Source organism: Pelagibacterium sp. (genome assembly GCF_965249125.1).
Lineage (GTDB): Bacteria > Pseudomonadota > Alphaproteobacteria > Rhizobiales > Devosiaceae > Pelagibacterium.
The window spans coordinates 1,440,906-1,454,283 of the sequence record NZ_OZ252217.1; the positions used below are offsets into that span (position 1 = coordinate 1,440,906).

Annotated in this window: 11 protein-coding genes; 7 read left to right on the forward strand and 4 right to left on the reverse strand. The window is 58.9% G+C overall.

All coding sequences use genetic code 11. The features are described 5' to 3' along the window. Nucleotides 1–28: 28 nt before the first annotated feature. Nucleotides 29–220 (forward strand): hypothetical protein, encoded by a 192-nt coding sequence (locus ACP148_RS07215; RefSeq protein ID WP_421950260.1) that lies wholly within the window; start codon nucleotides 29–31, stop codon nucleotides 218–220. Here the strand turns inward: ACP148_RS07215 and ACP148_RS07220 are convergent. The 3 genes from ACP148_RS07220 to purM all read right to left on the reverse strand — a co-directional run bounded on the left by ACP148_RS07220 (nucleotide 217) and on the right by purM (nucleotide 2,899). Then, a complete protein-coding gene (locus tag ACP148_RS07220) occupies nucleotides 217–1,116 on the reverse strand; it encodes a DMT family transporter (RefSeq protein WP_421950261.1) in 900 nt (299 codons plus the stop codon). The genes ACP148_RS07215 and ACP148_RS07220 overlap by 4 nt on opposite strands. 116 nt (nucleotides 1,117–1,232) lie before the next feature. After that, complete coding sequence (gene purN, locus ACP148_RS07225; RefSeq protein WP_421950262.1) at nucleotides 1,233–1,826, reverse strand: phosphoribosylglycinamide formyltransferase; 594 nt, start codon at nucleotides 1,824–1,826, stop codon at nucleotides 1,233–1,235. Further along, complete coding sequence (gene purM, locus ACP148_RS07230; RefSeq protein ID WP_421950263.1) at nucleotides 1,823–2,899, reverse strand: phosphoribosylformylglycinamidine cyclo-ligase; 1,077 nt, start codon at nucleotides 2,897–2,899, stop codon at nucleotides 1,823–1,825. Before purM ends, purN begins: the two co-directional genes overlap by 4 nt. 127 nt (nucleotides 2,900–3,026) lie before the next feature. On the opposite strand from purM, the gene ACP148_RS07235 reads away from it, so the two are divergent. Genes ACP148_RS07235 through ACP148_RS07250 form a run of 4 tightly spaced genes read left to right on the forward strand, consistent with a single transcriptional unit; the run spans nucleotide 3,027 to nucleotide 8,566 of the window. Further along, nucleotides 3,027–4,145, forward strand: coding sequence for an AI-2E family transporter (locus ACP148_RS07235; RefSeq protein WP_421950264.1), 1,119 nt, complete (start codon nucleotides 3,027–3,029; stop codon nucleotides 4,143–4,145). Further along, nucleotides 4,120–4,827 (forward strand): HdaA/DnaA family protein, encoded by a 708-nt coding sequence (locus tag ACP148_RS07240; protein WP_421950265.1) that lies wholly within the window; start codon nucleotides 4,120–4,122, stop codon nucleotides 4,825–4,827. Before ACP148_RS07235 ends, ACP148_RS07240 begins: the two co-directional genes overlap by 26 nt. Nucleotides 4,828–4,847: 20 nt before the next feature. After that, entirely contained in the window at nucleotides 4,848–7,028 is a 2,181-nt protein-coding gene (locus ACP148_RS07245; protein ID WP_421950266.1) for an RNA degradosome polyphosphate kinase, read from the forward strand. Continuing rightward, nucleotides 7,025–8,566 carry a Ppx/GppA family phosphatase gene (locus ACP148_RS07250; protein WP_421950267.1) on the forward strand — a complete coding sequence of 514 codons (1,542 nt, stop codon included), beginning with the start codon at nucleotides 7,025–7,027 and terminating at the stop codon, nucleotides 8,564–8,566. The genes ACP148_RS07245 and ACP148_RS07250 overlap by 4 nt, the downstream gene beginning before the upstream one ends. A 3-nt stretch (nucleotides 8,567–8,569) precedes the next feature. Here the strand turns inward: ACP148_RS07250 and rnd are convergent, their stop codons facing one another. Then, nucleotides 8,570–9,730, reverse strand: coding sequence for a ribonuclease D (gene rnd / locus ACP148_RS07255; RefSeq protein WP_421950268.1), 1,161 nt, complete (start codon nucleotides 9,728–9,730; stop codon nucleotides 8,570–8,572). 153 nt (nucleotides 9,731–9,883) lie between these two features. On the opposite strand from rnd, the gene aspS reads away from it, so the two are divergent. Further along, nucleotides 9,884–11,668 carry an aspartate--tRNA ligase gene (gene aspS / locus ACP148_RS07260; protein ID WP_421950269.1) on the forward strand — a complete coding sequence of 595 codons (1,785 nt, stop codon included), beginning with the start codon at nucleotides 9,884–9,886 and terminating at the stop codon, nucleotides 11,666–11,668. Nucleotides 11,669–11,759: 91 nt separating this feature from the next. Next, nucleotides 11,760–13,349 (forward strand): EAL domain-containing protein, encoded by a 1,590-nt coding sequence (locus ACP148_RS07265; protein WP_425033328.1) that lies wholly within the window; start codon nucleotides 11,760–11,762, stop codon nucleotides 13,347–13,349. Nucleotides 13,350–13,378 lie beyond the last annotated feature (29 nt).

Genomic DNA, 13,378 nt, shown 5'->3' on the forward strand with positions numbered 1-13,378 from the left:
TTGCCGTTGGATGGGAAAGGAGGTCGCCATGACCAACCCGCCACCCGACAACCCCATTCCCAACCCCGATCCCGTTCCGCCGATTCCCGGGCCGAACCCGGATCCGGTGCCGCCGCCGCCCGATAGTCCGATCCCCGATCCAACCGATCCCATACCGCATCCGCCCGAGCCGGAAATTCCGCCCAATCCGGGGGATCCGGTTCAGCCGACGCGAAGCTAATTGGCAGCGCGGGAGCGCATCCCCAACAAGCGGGGCAGGCGGCCGTCGATCATCAGAAGGCCGATGAAGATGGCCAGCATGCCTATGAGGTGGGTTGGCAGAATGATTTCCCCGAGCAGCACGAAGCCGAATATGATGGCTGAAACGGGAGCTATGAAGGTCACCGTCGAGAAGTTGGTCGCTCCGATACGGGGAAGGATGCGATACATGATGATGAAGGTGAACGTCGTGGCCACCAGCCCGATTCCCAGGGCGGCCAGCCAGGTTTCGGGCAATGTGATGACAGGGGCTCCCTCAATCGCAAATGCCACCACAGCCGAGCTCAGCCCTGCGCCCGAAAGAGCCATGACGGCAAAGGCTGTCGGTTCCACCGACTTGAAGCTGCGGGTGATGTTGAGCGAGAGCGCATAGCAGACGGTCGCGCCCAGGCAGGCCGCAATGGCCCACAGCTGCGAATTCCCGCCGCTGCCGAGGGCTGGAGAGGCAAGAATTGCCACGCCGGTAAACCCGCAAACCACGCCGACGAACTTGAGCACGCTGGCTCGCTCCCCGTCACGGAAGAACAACGAGATGATAACCGTCATGATCGGGGTCAGGGCGTTGATGATCGCCGCGACTCCACTTGCGAGGCTCCCTTGGGCCAGGGGATAGAGGGCAAATGGGATGGAATAGGCCAGCCAGCCCAGAGCGCCGAGCTTTAGCCAGAGAACTGGGTCGCGCGGTATGGGCTTGCGCATGACGAACAGCGCCACCCAGCAGCCCAGCGCGCCGATGCACACGCGCAGAGCCGACACCCAGAGCGGGCCGAGCTCGCGGATCAGGATTGCGTTGAAAATGAAGGAAAAACCCCAGATTCCACCGAGAAGGAATATCCAGAACCAGTCGCGTGTCGCCATAATTTCATGCCAATAAATAGGAAAGAACGACGCTACGCCTTCGCCAGCGCGATGTCGAAGCAGTTATGGAAATGACAGGTATCAAATCGGGTGATGTAAGCGACCCGATTTTGACATCAGTCCTGATAGGTTACGGCGCCTGATGCGAGCAGCCGCAGAGCCTCGGGATAGAGCCTGTGTTCTTCGACCAGCACGCGGGCGGCAAGCGTTTCGGCAGTATCGCCGGGCTGAACAGCCACCCTTGCCTGCAAGATTGCGGGTCCCTCATCGAGGCCCGGCGTCACGAAATGAACGGTGCATCCAGCTTCCAGTACGCCATCGGATATCGCCCGCGCATGGGTATCGAGACCCTTGTAGGCCGGGAGCAGCGAGGGGTGGATGTTGATTGCCTTGCCCAGCCAGTGCGTAGTGAATTCTGGCGTAAGGATGCGCATGAAGCCGGCCAGGCAGACATAATCGACCGCCCAGCCTTCCAGAATGCCCGTCAAGGCATTTTCGAAATCGAGACGGCTCTCGAAACTGCTTTGCGCCAAACTGGCCGCTTCGATTCCCTGCGAGCGGGCCGTTTCAAGACCCTGTGCCGCAGCGCGATTGGAAAAGACGCCTACGATCTCAGCGGGATAATTGGGCGTTTTCGCTGCATCTATCAAAGCGGTCATGTTCGAGCCGCGTCCTGAAATCAGCACGGCGACGCGTTTTTTGTCGCTCATAGGGACAGGGCGCCTGCAAATTCGACGGCATCGCCGCTGCGCTCGATCAGCTCGCCGACAATGCTCGCGGTTTCGCCGTGGCTCTCGAGCCTGGTGACCAGCGCTTCGGCATCCTCGGCGCCGACGGCAACCAACATGCCGACGCCGCAATTGAAGGTGCGCAGCATTTCGCGCTCGGCAATCCCGCCCTGTTTGGCGAGCCAGCCAAAGACCTTCGGCGTCGACACGGAATCGAGATCGACGCGGGCGGCCAGTGTCTTTGGCAGGACGCGGGGAATATTCTCCTGAAACCCGCCGCCGGTAATGTGGGCCAGCGCCTTGATGTCCAATCCGGACCGGATCGCGTCGAGCAGAGGCTTGACGTAGATTTTCGTCGGCACGAGCAGCGCGGCACCAAGGCTGGTTTCAGGCGCAAAGGGTGCGGGATCGGACCAGGTAAGACCGGACATCTCCACGATCTTTCGCACCAGCGAATAGCCGTTGGAGTGAACGCCGGACGATGCAATGGCGACCAGCTTGTCACCGACGCCGATATCGGTCCGGGGCAGGAGGCTTCCACGCTCGGCGGCGCCGACGGCAAAGCCTGCGAGGTCGTAATCGCCACCGTGATACATGCCGGGCATTTCAGCGGTTTCCCCCCCGATCAGTGCACATCCGGCCTGACGGCACCCTTCGGCGATGCCTTCGACAATGGCGGCGCCCTGCGCGACGTCGAGCGCGCCGGTGGCGAAGTAATCGAGAAAGAACAGTGGTTCGGCGCCCTGAACGACCAGATCGTTGACGCACATGGCGACGAGGTCGATGCCGACGGTATCGTGGATACCGGCTTCAATGGCGATTCGAAGCTTGGTGCCAACGCCATCGTTGGCGGCGACAAGAACCGGATCGGTAAATCCGGCCGCCTTCAAGTCAAACAGCCCGCCAAAGCCACCGATCTCGCCATCGGCGCCGGGACGGCGGGTCGACTTGACGGCGGGCTTTATAGCCTCGACGAGCGCGTTTCCAGCGTCGATATCGACTCCGGCCTGCTTGTAGGAAAGGCCATTGGCGGGCAGGTTTGTGTCGTCGGCCATTTGAATACGCCATCCCTGTGAGGCGCCCTCAGGAAAGGGCGGCATCAGATTAACGTTGATCGGCCCGGTTGGGCTCTATATTTCGGAAGGCTGATACCGGCTCACAACGCTACGCGCAAGGACTGCCATGTCACTGAGGAACCAGATTACGTTCTGGATTGGACTGTTTGTCGTTCTGGGCGTGATGTTGTGGGTGTTCCGCGGCATCCTGCTGCCATTCGTGCTCGGCATCACGCTGGCTTATCTGCTCAACCCGTTCGTCGATTGGCTCCAGAGCCGGAAGGTCCACCGTGGGTTTGCAACGCTTATCGTGATGGTACTGGCAATGCTGGCGCTCATGGCCGTGTTTTTGCTGATCGTGCCGCTGCTGCTTCAGCAGGCGTTCGGATTGGCGCGCAACATTCCGAGCTATGTTCAGCAATTGCAGGTGTTTGTGGAAAACATGATCCCGCGACTTGAGCAATGGCTAGGCCCGGATCGCATGCAGGAGCTCGAACGCGGCATCGAACAGATGTTTGCCGACGGCATTGGCATGCTCACCGGATTTACCGGACAGGTGATGCAGCAGTCCATGAGCATCATCAACACGATCGGCGTAGTGATCGTAACGCCGGTCGTCGCGTTCTATCTGCTGCTCGATTGGGACCGGATGGTGGACAGTGTCGATAGTCTCTTTCCTCCGGCGCACCGGGCCGAGATGCACGCGTTGTTCAAGGACATGGACGTCGCCCTTGCGGGTTTCGTGCGCGGGCAGGGGGCTGTGGTGGGGATATTGGCGGTCTATTATGCATTAACGCTCTCGCTGGCCGGGTTGAGCTTCGGCCTTGCCATCGGGCTGATGGCGGGTCTTTTCAGCTTCATCCCCTATGTCGGAGCCTTGATCGGCTTCGTTCTTTCGATGGGCATTGCCCTTGTGCAGTTCTGGCCCGAATGGCCGATGATGGCTGTGATTCTGGCTATATTCCTGTTCGGCCAGTTTCTGGAAGGCAACATTTTGTATCCCAAGCTCGTCGGATCGAGCATCGGGGTTCATCCGGTGTGGCTGATGTTCTCGCTTTTTGCCTTTGCCGTCCTGTTTGGCGCGCTTGGGGTCTTGATTGCCGTGCCCCTTGCGGCCATCTGTGGCGTTCTGGTTCGCTGGGCCGTTCGCAAGTACAAACAGAGTCCTCTCTACGATTCCCAGACGGCGGCAATGATCGCACCGCAAGAGGCTGGCGCCGATGCAAGCCCAAAAGAAATCTCCTAGTTCTTTGTCCTCGCTGACAAAGGAACAGCTTATTCTCGATCTTGGGCATGATGTTGCTCAGACCGAGGATGATTTCATGGTCTGCGCCGGCAATGAGATGGCTTTTGCCCACGTTATGGCCTTTCCGGCCTGGGTGGCGCCCATGACCTTGCTTGTCGGCGCTGCCAAGTCGGGAAAATCCCACCTTGCCGGGATATGGGCCAACCGTTCCGATGCTGTGATCGCCGGCCCCGACAATGTCGAGGCGCTTGCGGTCGGGGGCGGACAGCAGCCGGTGCTGGTGGAAGATTTGGATCGGAACGCGTATGAAGAGGCTGAACTTTTTCATCTGCTCAACCAGTCGATGCGCGACGAGCGACCTATTCTGATGACGGCCAGAACGCAGGTCGCCGAATGGCCGTACCGGACGAACGACGTCAAATCGCGCGCCAGATTGGCCGCGCACTTTTCGCTCACTGCCCCAGATGACATCTTGTTGTCGCAGATGTTCGTGAAATTGTTCGCCGACAGGCAGTTGTCGGTCGATCCGAAAGTAATCTCCTACCTGGTGAGCCGTATGGAACGCTCGTCGGAAGAAGTTGTTGCTTTGGTCGAGCTGCTCGACAAGCTGTCGCTGTCGCGCGGCCGGGCTATCACGCGGGCCTTTGCGGCCGAGGCGCTTGCAATCCGCTCGGAACGCTAGCCGAACTGAAAAGGTGATGAATGGACGATATGGCCCATGAACAGCACTCCACTGATGAGGCTGCGCCCGATATCGAGGCGTTGCGCACGAGCCCGGCACGGTTCGTAAACCGCGAGGTGAGCTGGCTGCAGTTCAATATGCGAGTGCTCGAGGAAGCCGCCAACCCCAATCATCCCCTGCTGGAAAGATTACGATTCGTTTCGATCTCCGCGAACAACCTCGATGAATTCTTCATGGTCCGCGTGGCGGGTCTCAAGGGGCAACTGCGTGCGGGTCTTCCGCGAGAGAGCGCTGACGGCATGACGCCGAGCGAACAGATCGAGGAGATCACCACGCTTGCCCAGCATCTGCATCTCGAACAGCAAGATCAATGGCAGTCGATACGCGAGGAACTGTTCGAGCAGAATATCGTCCTGCTCGAAGCCGCCGATCTGACACCCGAGCAGGTGGAGTTCCTGCAAAAAATCTTCCGGGAAGAGATCTTTCCGGTACTGACCCCTATAGCCATCGACCCGGCCCACCCCTTTCCATTCATTCCCAATCTGGGGTTTTCTCTGGCCTTCCAGCTGGATCGGGCGACGGATAATTCGCGCCTGACGGCGCTGGTGAGGGTGCCCTCGAACCTGGATCGTTTTATCAAGCTGCCCACCAAGGCCATTTCGGACCGGCAGGTGGAGATGGTGACCGTCGAGACGATGGTCCAGTTGTTCTTCCACAAGATATTCCCGGGCTACAACATCGTCGGGCACGGCTCGTTTCGCATTGTCCGTGACAGTGAAATCGAAATCGATGACGAGGCCGCCGATCTGGTCGTTGAGTTCGAATCGGCACTGCGCCAGCGTCGCCGGGGGCAGGTGATCCGTTTGGAAATCGAACGATCCATGCCGCGCTCGCTCAAGCGGCTCATTGCCGAGGAACTGGGGATTTCGGCCGAGGATACGTTCGAGGTTGAAGGTTTCATGGCGCTCGCCGATGCGGGCAAGATTTGTGACCTGGACCGGCCGGAACTGAAGTTTCCACGCTACCACGCCCGTTTCCCTGAGCGTATTCGCGACCATCATGGCGATTGCTTTGCCGCAATCCAGGAAAAGGACATCGTCGTCCACCATCCCTACGAGAGTTTCGACGTCGTCGCGCAATTTGTCGCCCAGGCGGCGCGCGATCCTGATGTCGTGGCCATCAAGCAGACGCTTTACCGGACCTCCAAGGACTCACCCATCGTCAAGGCACTGATCGCGGCTGCCGAGATGGGCAAATCGGTGACCGCCCTCGTCGAACTCAAGGCCCGGTTCGACGAGGAAGCCAACATCCGCTGGGCGCGCGATCTCGAACGGGCGGGCGTACAGGTCGTCTTTGGGTTCATTGAACTCAAGACCCATGCCAAGCTTAGCCAGGTCGTGCGGCGTGAGAAGGGCAAACTGGTATCATATTGCCATGTCGGTACGGGCAACTATCACCCTGTGACGGCCAAGATTTATACCGATCTTTCCTACTTCACTGCCGATCCCATTATCACGCGTGACGTGGCGCGGGTCTTCAATTTCATCACGGGATATGCACGTCCCAGCGAACTGGAAGCCATTGCGATTTCGCCGTTCTCGCTGCGCGCGACATTGATGGAGCACATCGCCGCCGAAATCGATCTGGCAAGGCGGGGGCAGCCCGCCGCCATATGGTTCAAGTGCAATGCGCTGGTCGATCCTGACCTGATCGATGCGCTTTACGACGCGAGCCAGGCCGGGGTCAGGATCGAGCTGATCGTGCGCGGGATATGCTGTCTGCGGCCGGGGATTCCTGGGTTCTCGGAAAATATCCGCGTCAAGTCGATCGTTGGGCGCTTCCTTGAACATTCACGCATCTATTGCTTTGGCAATGGCGGCGAGATGCCATCTCGGGATGCTGCGGTCTACATCTCGTCGGCTGACCTGATGCCGCGAAATCTGGACTGGCGCGTCGAAACGCTGGTACCCATAAAGAACCGGACCGTTCACAGGCAGATTCTGGACCGTATCATGGTGGCCAATCTTCGCGACAACCAGCAAAGCTGGGAAGTCCTGCCTGACGGTACGGCGCAGCGTATGACGCCGGGCGAGGGCGAGGAATCCTTCAATGCCCATGATTATTTCATGACCAATCCGTCTCTGTCAGGGCGCGGCAGCGCGTTGCACGGGGACAGCGACGACGAGGACAATGATCTTTGATTCGATTTTGGAGCCTTGAATCCGATCCCGCCGGGCAGGGGCGCCTCTCTGGCGCCAAACCCGTCGCGGTGCTCGACATCGGCTCGAACTCCGTGCGCCTAGTCGTCTATGAGCGCCTCGCGCGCGCCCTGACCGTTCTTTACAACGAAAAATCGTCCAGCACGCTTGGGCGCGGGGTCGCGGCAACGGGACGGTTGGCTGAAACCTCGATGGCCAGCGCACTCAAGGCGATCCGGCGGTTCGCACTTGTCTCCCGCCTGACCGAGGTCGGCGACATCTACGCCATTGCAACCTCGGCAACTCGAGAGGCGGAAAACGGGCCTGAATTTGCGCGGGCCGTCGAAGATATCATCGGTGTGCCGGTGCGGGTGCTCAGCGGCGCCGAAGAGGCCCATTATGCGGCCCTGGGACTGGTATCGGGGATGCCAGAGTTCATGGGAGTCGTGGGTGATCTAGGCGGCGGAAGCCTGGAACTGGCCATGGTGGACGGCGGTCACGACACCGGTGGAGAGACCCACGAACTCGGGGTTATTCGCCTTCAGGACGATACACAGATGACCCCGAGCAAGGCGTCAGGCATCATCAAGGACCGTCTCAAATCGTCGAAACTGCTGGAACGCGGGAAATACAAGACGTTTGCGGCCATTGGCGGGACATGGCGTGCGCTGGCGAAGCTGCATCAGGCCCGGTGCAACTATCCATTGCATATGGTGCAGGACTACGTGGTTCGGACGGCCGATATCCTGCCGCTTTGCGATGCCCTGATTGAGGGCAACGGCGACAAGAAGCTGGTCAAGGGGATCGAAACGGTTTCCGGGTCGCGGAAGGATCTCTTGCCTTACGGCGCCGCCGTGCTGGCGGAGGTCCTGCGAACTGGTGGGTTCGAAGAGGTCGTCTTTTCGGCGCAGGGCGTTCGCGAGGGCTACCTTTACGACAGGCTCGGAGATCCGGAAAAGGAAATCGATCCGCTGCTACAGGCTGCGGAAGAAATTTCGATGCTGCGATCACGGGCACCGGAATTTTCGGGTGACCTCATTGATGGGAGCGAGGCGCTTTTCAATCTGATCGGTGTTCAGGAAAGCACCGACGAAGAAAGGTTGCGCAAGGCGGCGTGCTATATTTCCGACATAGGTTGGAGGGCGCATCCGGACTATCGGGGCGAACAGAGCATCCAGATGGTGGCTTTTTCCGACATCGTGGGGATCAGCCATGCCGGCCGGGCTTTTCTCGCCCAGACCCTGGCGTTCCGCTACATGGGGTTCAAGCAAAAGAGCACCAATGCCAAATTGCTTGAACTTTCAGGCAAGGATTTGGGCCCGCGGGCGCGACTGATTGCGGCCTATTTTCGGGTCGCTTACCCGCTGGCGGCCGCCATGCCGGGAATTTTGCCGCGTACCCGGTTCTCGGTCGATGGCAAGACACTGGAATTGCACCTGCCGGCCGATCTGGCATTTCTGGACGGCGACCGAATGCGCGGGCGCCAACGCCAACTCGCGACGGAGGCGGGTTTCAAGGATGGAACGATAAGGGTCGATTGACCCTTACTCGGCCAGATCCACAGTCACTTCAACCACACCCTTGCGGGTTGCGGCAAGGGCCATGCGTCCATGTTTGATAGCCAACGCTTTTTCCCCAAACAGCTTGCGCCGCCAGCCCTTCAGGGCGGGAACGTCGGCATTGTCGTCAAGCACGATTGCATCGATGTCATCGGAACTGGCGATAATGCGGGTTGCGACCCCATTAGTGTCGGCAACGGCCTTGAGCCAGACCCGAAGCAGATCGCCTACTGCGCCCTTGGGCGAAGGACCGCGTGGGCGATCGGCGATCTTGGGCAGGCGCGACTTGTCCGCTGCCTCCACCGATTTGATGATGGCGATCAATTCTCCAGCTGCCGATGAGCGACCATAGCCTCGCGGCACGGCCCGAAGCTTTTCGAAGGCGTCGGGTGTCGTTGGACGCTGGACAGCCAGTTCAGCAATGGCGTCGTCCTTGAGGATCCGGCCACGCGGTTGATCGTTTTCCTGGGCACGGCGTTCGCGCCACGCCGCAATGGCCTGAAGCGCGGCCAGATCGCGGGGCTTGTTGACTCGGGCCTTTACACGCTTCCATGCGACTTCGGGCTGAATGACGTAGGTGTCGACACTCTCCAACACGGCCATTTCATCGGCCACCCAGGCGCCGCGACGCGTTTTTTCGATTTCGGTTCGCAACTGGGTATAGATGTCGCGCAGATGGGTGACGTCGGCCAGAGCGTAATTGAGTTGTTTTTCGGTCAGTGGGCGGTGCGACCAGTCAGTAAACCGCGAACTCTTGTCGATCTGCTCGCCGACCACGGAACGCACCAGATTGTCATAAGACACCGAATCGCCGTGCCCGCAGACGCTGGCGGCCACCTGCGTGTCGAAGATGGGATGGGGGACGACGCCGAACAGCTTTACGAAGATTTCGATATCCTGTCGCGCAGCATGAAACACTTTGGTCACATGCCGGTCGGCAAGAAGTTCGGCGAACGGCGCGAGATCGATGTCATCTGCCAGAGGATCGATGATAACCGCACGGTCCGCGGTGGCGGCCTGAATGAGGCAGAGCTTTGGCCAGTATGTCGTTTCGCGCAAGAATTCGGTATCGACGGTCACGAAATCATAGGTCGCAGCGTCCTTGCAGAACGCTTCCAGCGCCCGCGTCGAAGTGATGACCTGCATTGAGTCGGTATCCAGTTCAAAAATAATGGGATGTCTGTTATCAGCATTGTTGTCTCACCGCAAAGTGCCATGGCGCATCATGCTTGACATTGGGCACGTCACATGCGCTTTTCCGGCACAAATTTTCACTCCGTTCTCGAAAGACTTGTTGTGATGCATCGCTATCGTTCGCACACCTGTGCCCAGCTCAAAAAGGCAGATGTCGGCTCTACCGCCCGACTGTCAGGATGGGTGCATCGCATTCGAGATCATGGCGGGCTGCTGTTTCTGGATTTGCGCGACCATTACGGATTGACCCAGTGTGTGATCGATCCGGACTCGCCCGCTTTCAAGCTGGCGGAAACCGTTCGGGCTGAATGGGTCATTCGCGTGGACGGCGAGGTCAAGGCGCGTACGCCTGAAACCACGAACAAGAATCTGCCGACCGGCGAGATCGAGGTTTTCATTCGCGAGATCGAAGTGCTGGGCAAATCCGCAGAGCTTCCCCTGCCGGTGTTCGGTGAGCCGGACTATCCTGAAGATACTCGCCTTCGCTATCGCTTCATCGATCTGCGCCGTGAGACGTTGCACGCCAATATCGTCAAGCGCTCCAGGATTATTGCCGACATGCGTCGCCGCATGAACGAGATCGGCTTTGGCGAATACTCGACACCGATCCTGACTGCTTCTTCACCCGAAGGCGCACGCGACTTTCTCGTGCCCAGCCGTATCCACCCGGGCAAGTTCTTCGCGCTGCCCCAGGCACCCCAGCAGTACAAGCAGTTGCTCATGGTCGCCGGGTTCGACCGGTATTTTCAGATCGCACCGTGCTTCCGCGACGAGGACCCGCGCGCCGATCGTCTGCCGGGGGAGTTCTATCAGCTTGACGTCGAAATGAGCTTTGTGACCCAGGAAGAGGTCTGGGACACCATGGAGCCCGTCATTCGCGGCGTGTTCGAGGAATTTGCCGAGGGTAAGAAAGTTACTCAAGAGTTCCCCCGCATTCCGTACGATGTGGCGATGCGGAAGTATGGGTCGGACAAGCCTGATCTGCGCAATCCGATCGAGATGGATGACGTTACTGAGCATTTCCGGGATTCTGGATTCAAGGTGTTTGCCAACCAGATCGCAGGCGACCCCAAAGTTGAGGTATGGGCCATTCCTGCGCCGACGGGCGGATCGCGCGCATTTTGCGACCGCATGAACGCCTGGGCGCAGGGCGAGGGGCAGCCGGGCCTGGGTTACATCTTTTTCAAGGATGGCGCCGGTTCTGGGCCGATCGCCAAGAACATCGGGGAAGAGCGCACTGATGCCATTCGTGCCCAACTCGGCCTCAAGGACGGCGATGCGGTGTTTTTCGTCTGCGGCGTGCCGGCCAAATTCCACGGCTTTGCCGGAGCGGCTCGTACCAAGGTCGGCATCGATCTCGAACTTCTCGATCTCGACAGCTATGCGCTGTGCTGGATCGTCGATTTCCCGTTCTACGAATGGGACGAAGAGGAAAAGAAGCTCGAGTTCGCGCACAATCCCTTCTCGATGCCCCAAGGCGGTCGTGAGGCGCTGGATAACGAGGATCCCCTGTCCATCAAGGCCTATCAGTACGACGCGGTTTGCAACGGCTTTGAAATAGCATCGGGCTCGATCCGTAATCAGGAGCCCGAAACCATGGTTGCCGCCTTCGAGAAGGTGGGGCTGTCGCGTCAGGACGTCGAAGACCGGTTTGGAGGACTGTACCGTGCCTTCCAGTACGGCGCGCCTCCCCATGGCGGCATGGCAGCTGGTATTGATCGGATCGTGATGCTTTTGTGTGGTGTGCAGAACCTGCGCGAAATCACACTGTTCCCGATGAACCAGCAGGCAGAAGATCTGTTGATGGGAGCGCCCAACGATGCGTCGCCCAGGCAATTGCGCGAGCTTCACCTGCGGCTCAATTTGCCGGCGGACAAGAAGAACGCCTGATAGATTAGCGTGCGCCCGCCGGATTTAATGCGCAGTTAAAGTCTTGCCCGGTAGGATCGAATTTGAGGGTTCGATACTTCCGGGCATTTTTTTGCGATCGCGTTTTTCACAAATTGTGCTGCTTGTCGTTGCACTGCTGGCGTTTCTGCCGGTCGTTGCGGTTGATCATGTGATCGACGGATACGTCAAGGCGCGCGAAACAACAGCGCTGCAGACGACGGTCGACGCCATCACTCACGATTCCCAGCTGACTGTTCAGGAGGGCATTCAATCGCTCCGACGCATTCTGGCAAACAGTCCTTCGCTGTGCGCGGCGACCTTCGTGGACAACGTGAACAGCGAGTTGGGATCCAATCCCTTTCTGCGACAAGTGCTCGTGGAAAACAATGATGGCGTGCAATACTGCTCGGCGTTCGGCAAAGCTGTGCAATATCGTGTGCTTTCTGAAAATCTTACGATTCCGGGCCATACTGAAACGCTGAGCGTTATAAAGGTCGACGGCAATGATGCGCCCCTGCTCAAGATAACCCAGGCATTTGGGCGCGAACGCGCTGTATCTGCGCTCGTTCTGGCCTCGCCGATGCTCATGCGCAACGATGTTCCGCTGCTGGGGCAGATCAGCTATCTGCAGGTGGCCCTGACCAGCGGCACCTCAATCCTACTGCGTGGTGACGAACGGATCGGCCAGGGAACGGGCCGGGACGAATACCTGTTCGCGCGATCGTTCGCCGGCGAAATTCCTCTCAAGGCCGAAGCTGGCGTTTCGTTTTCCGAAGTCCGTTCGGACTATTCGCCCCTCGATATCGGGTTCACGATAGCTGCATGCTTTCTGGGTGCGCTGATTCTGGTTCTCGCTATTCAATACACTCGCAAGGCCGATATCGTTGCTTTCGATCTGGAGCGGGCGATAATCGCGGGGGAAATGAAGCCCTATTATCAACCTGTCATGAATCTCAAGACCGGGAAGCTCATCGGGTGCGAGGTTCTCATTCGGTGGGTGAAGAAAAGTGGCGAGGTTATTCCGCCGGGTGCATTTATTGACTACGCCGAAATGTCTGGCCTGGCCATCCCCATGACGCTGAGCCTTATGGAGCAGGTCCGCTACGACCTTGAGGATATCTGCCGCGAGGTTGCGGACTTCAAGGTTTCGATCAACCTGTTCGAGGGCCATTTTCGCGATGGGTCGATCGTGGAGGACATTCAGTCGGTCTTCGAGGGCAGCGGCATTTCTTATCGGCAACTGGTCTTCGAGATCACGGAGCGCCGCCCGCTGGATGATCGTAACGCTGCAAACCGAGTCATGACGGCTATGCACAAGTTGGGTGTTCGGATCGCCATGGATGATGCGGGCACCGGGCACTCAAATCTGGCGTATCTGCAAACGCTTGGCATCGACATCATCAAGATCGACAAGATTTTCGTTGAGATGATAAGAGACGCTGCCCAACCCGTGCCGGTGGTCGATGGACTGATATCGATGGCCAGGGAACTCGATATCGACATCATCGCAGAAGGCGTCGAGACTCAGGAACAGGCGCTCTATCTTCGGTCCAAGAACGTGGTTTTCGCTCAAGGCTATCTTTTCGCTGCGCCGATGAAATTGTCTTCGTTCCTCGTGCTGGCGAATGCGCTGAGGCCCGCCGGGCGGGAGAGCAATCTTGAACCCGGGCTGGCGGCCTGAATTTTGACGCTGCGGGCCACCTGAGAGCG

Excerpts from the sequence above, each read along its gene's own strand:
- ACP148_RS07220 (WP_421950261.1), bottom strand. The coding sequence starts at position 1,116 with ATGGCGACACGCGACTGGTTCTGGATATTCCTTCTCGGTGGAATCTGG.
- purM (WP_421950263.1), bottom strand. The coding sequence starts at position 2,899 with ATGGCCGACGACACAAACCTGCCCGCCAATGGCCTTTCCTACAAGCAG.
- aspS (WP_421950269.1), top strand. The coding sequence starts at position 9,884 with ATGCATCGCTATCGTTCGCACACCTGTGCCCAGCTCAAAAAGGCAGAT.
- ACP148_RS07235 (WP_421950264.1), top strand. The coding sequence starts at position 3,027 with ATGTCACTGAGGAACCAGATTACGTTCTGGATTGGACTGTTTGTCGTT.
- ACP148_RS07215 (WP_421950260.1), top strand. The coding sequence starts at position 29 with ATGACCAACCCGCCACCCGACAACCCCATTCCCAACCCCGATCCCGTT.
- ACP148_RS07245 (WP_421950266.1), top strand. The coding sequence starts at position 4,848 with ATGGACGATATGGCCCATGAACAGCACTCCACTGATGAGGCTGCGCCC.
- ACP148_RS07240 (WP_421950265.1), top strand. The coding sequence starts at position 4,120 with ATGCAAGCCCAAAAGAAATCTCCTAGTTCTTTGTCCTCGCTGACAAAG.
- rnd (WP_421950268.1), bottom strand. The coding sequence starts at position 9,730 with ATGCAGGTCATCACTTCGACGCGGGCGCTGGAAGCGTTCTGCAAGGAC.
- purN (WP_421950262.1), bottom strand. The coding sequence starts at position 1,826 with ATGAGCGACAAAAAACGCGTCGCCGTGCTGATTTCAGGACGCGGCTCG.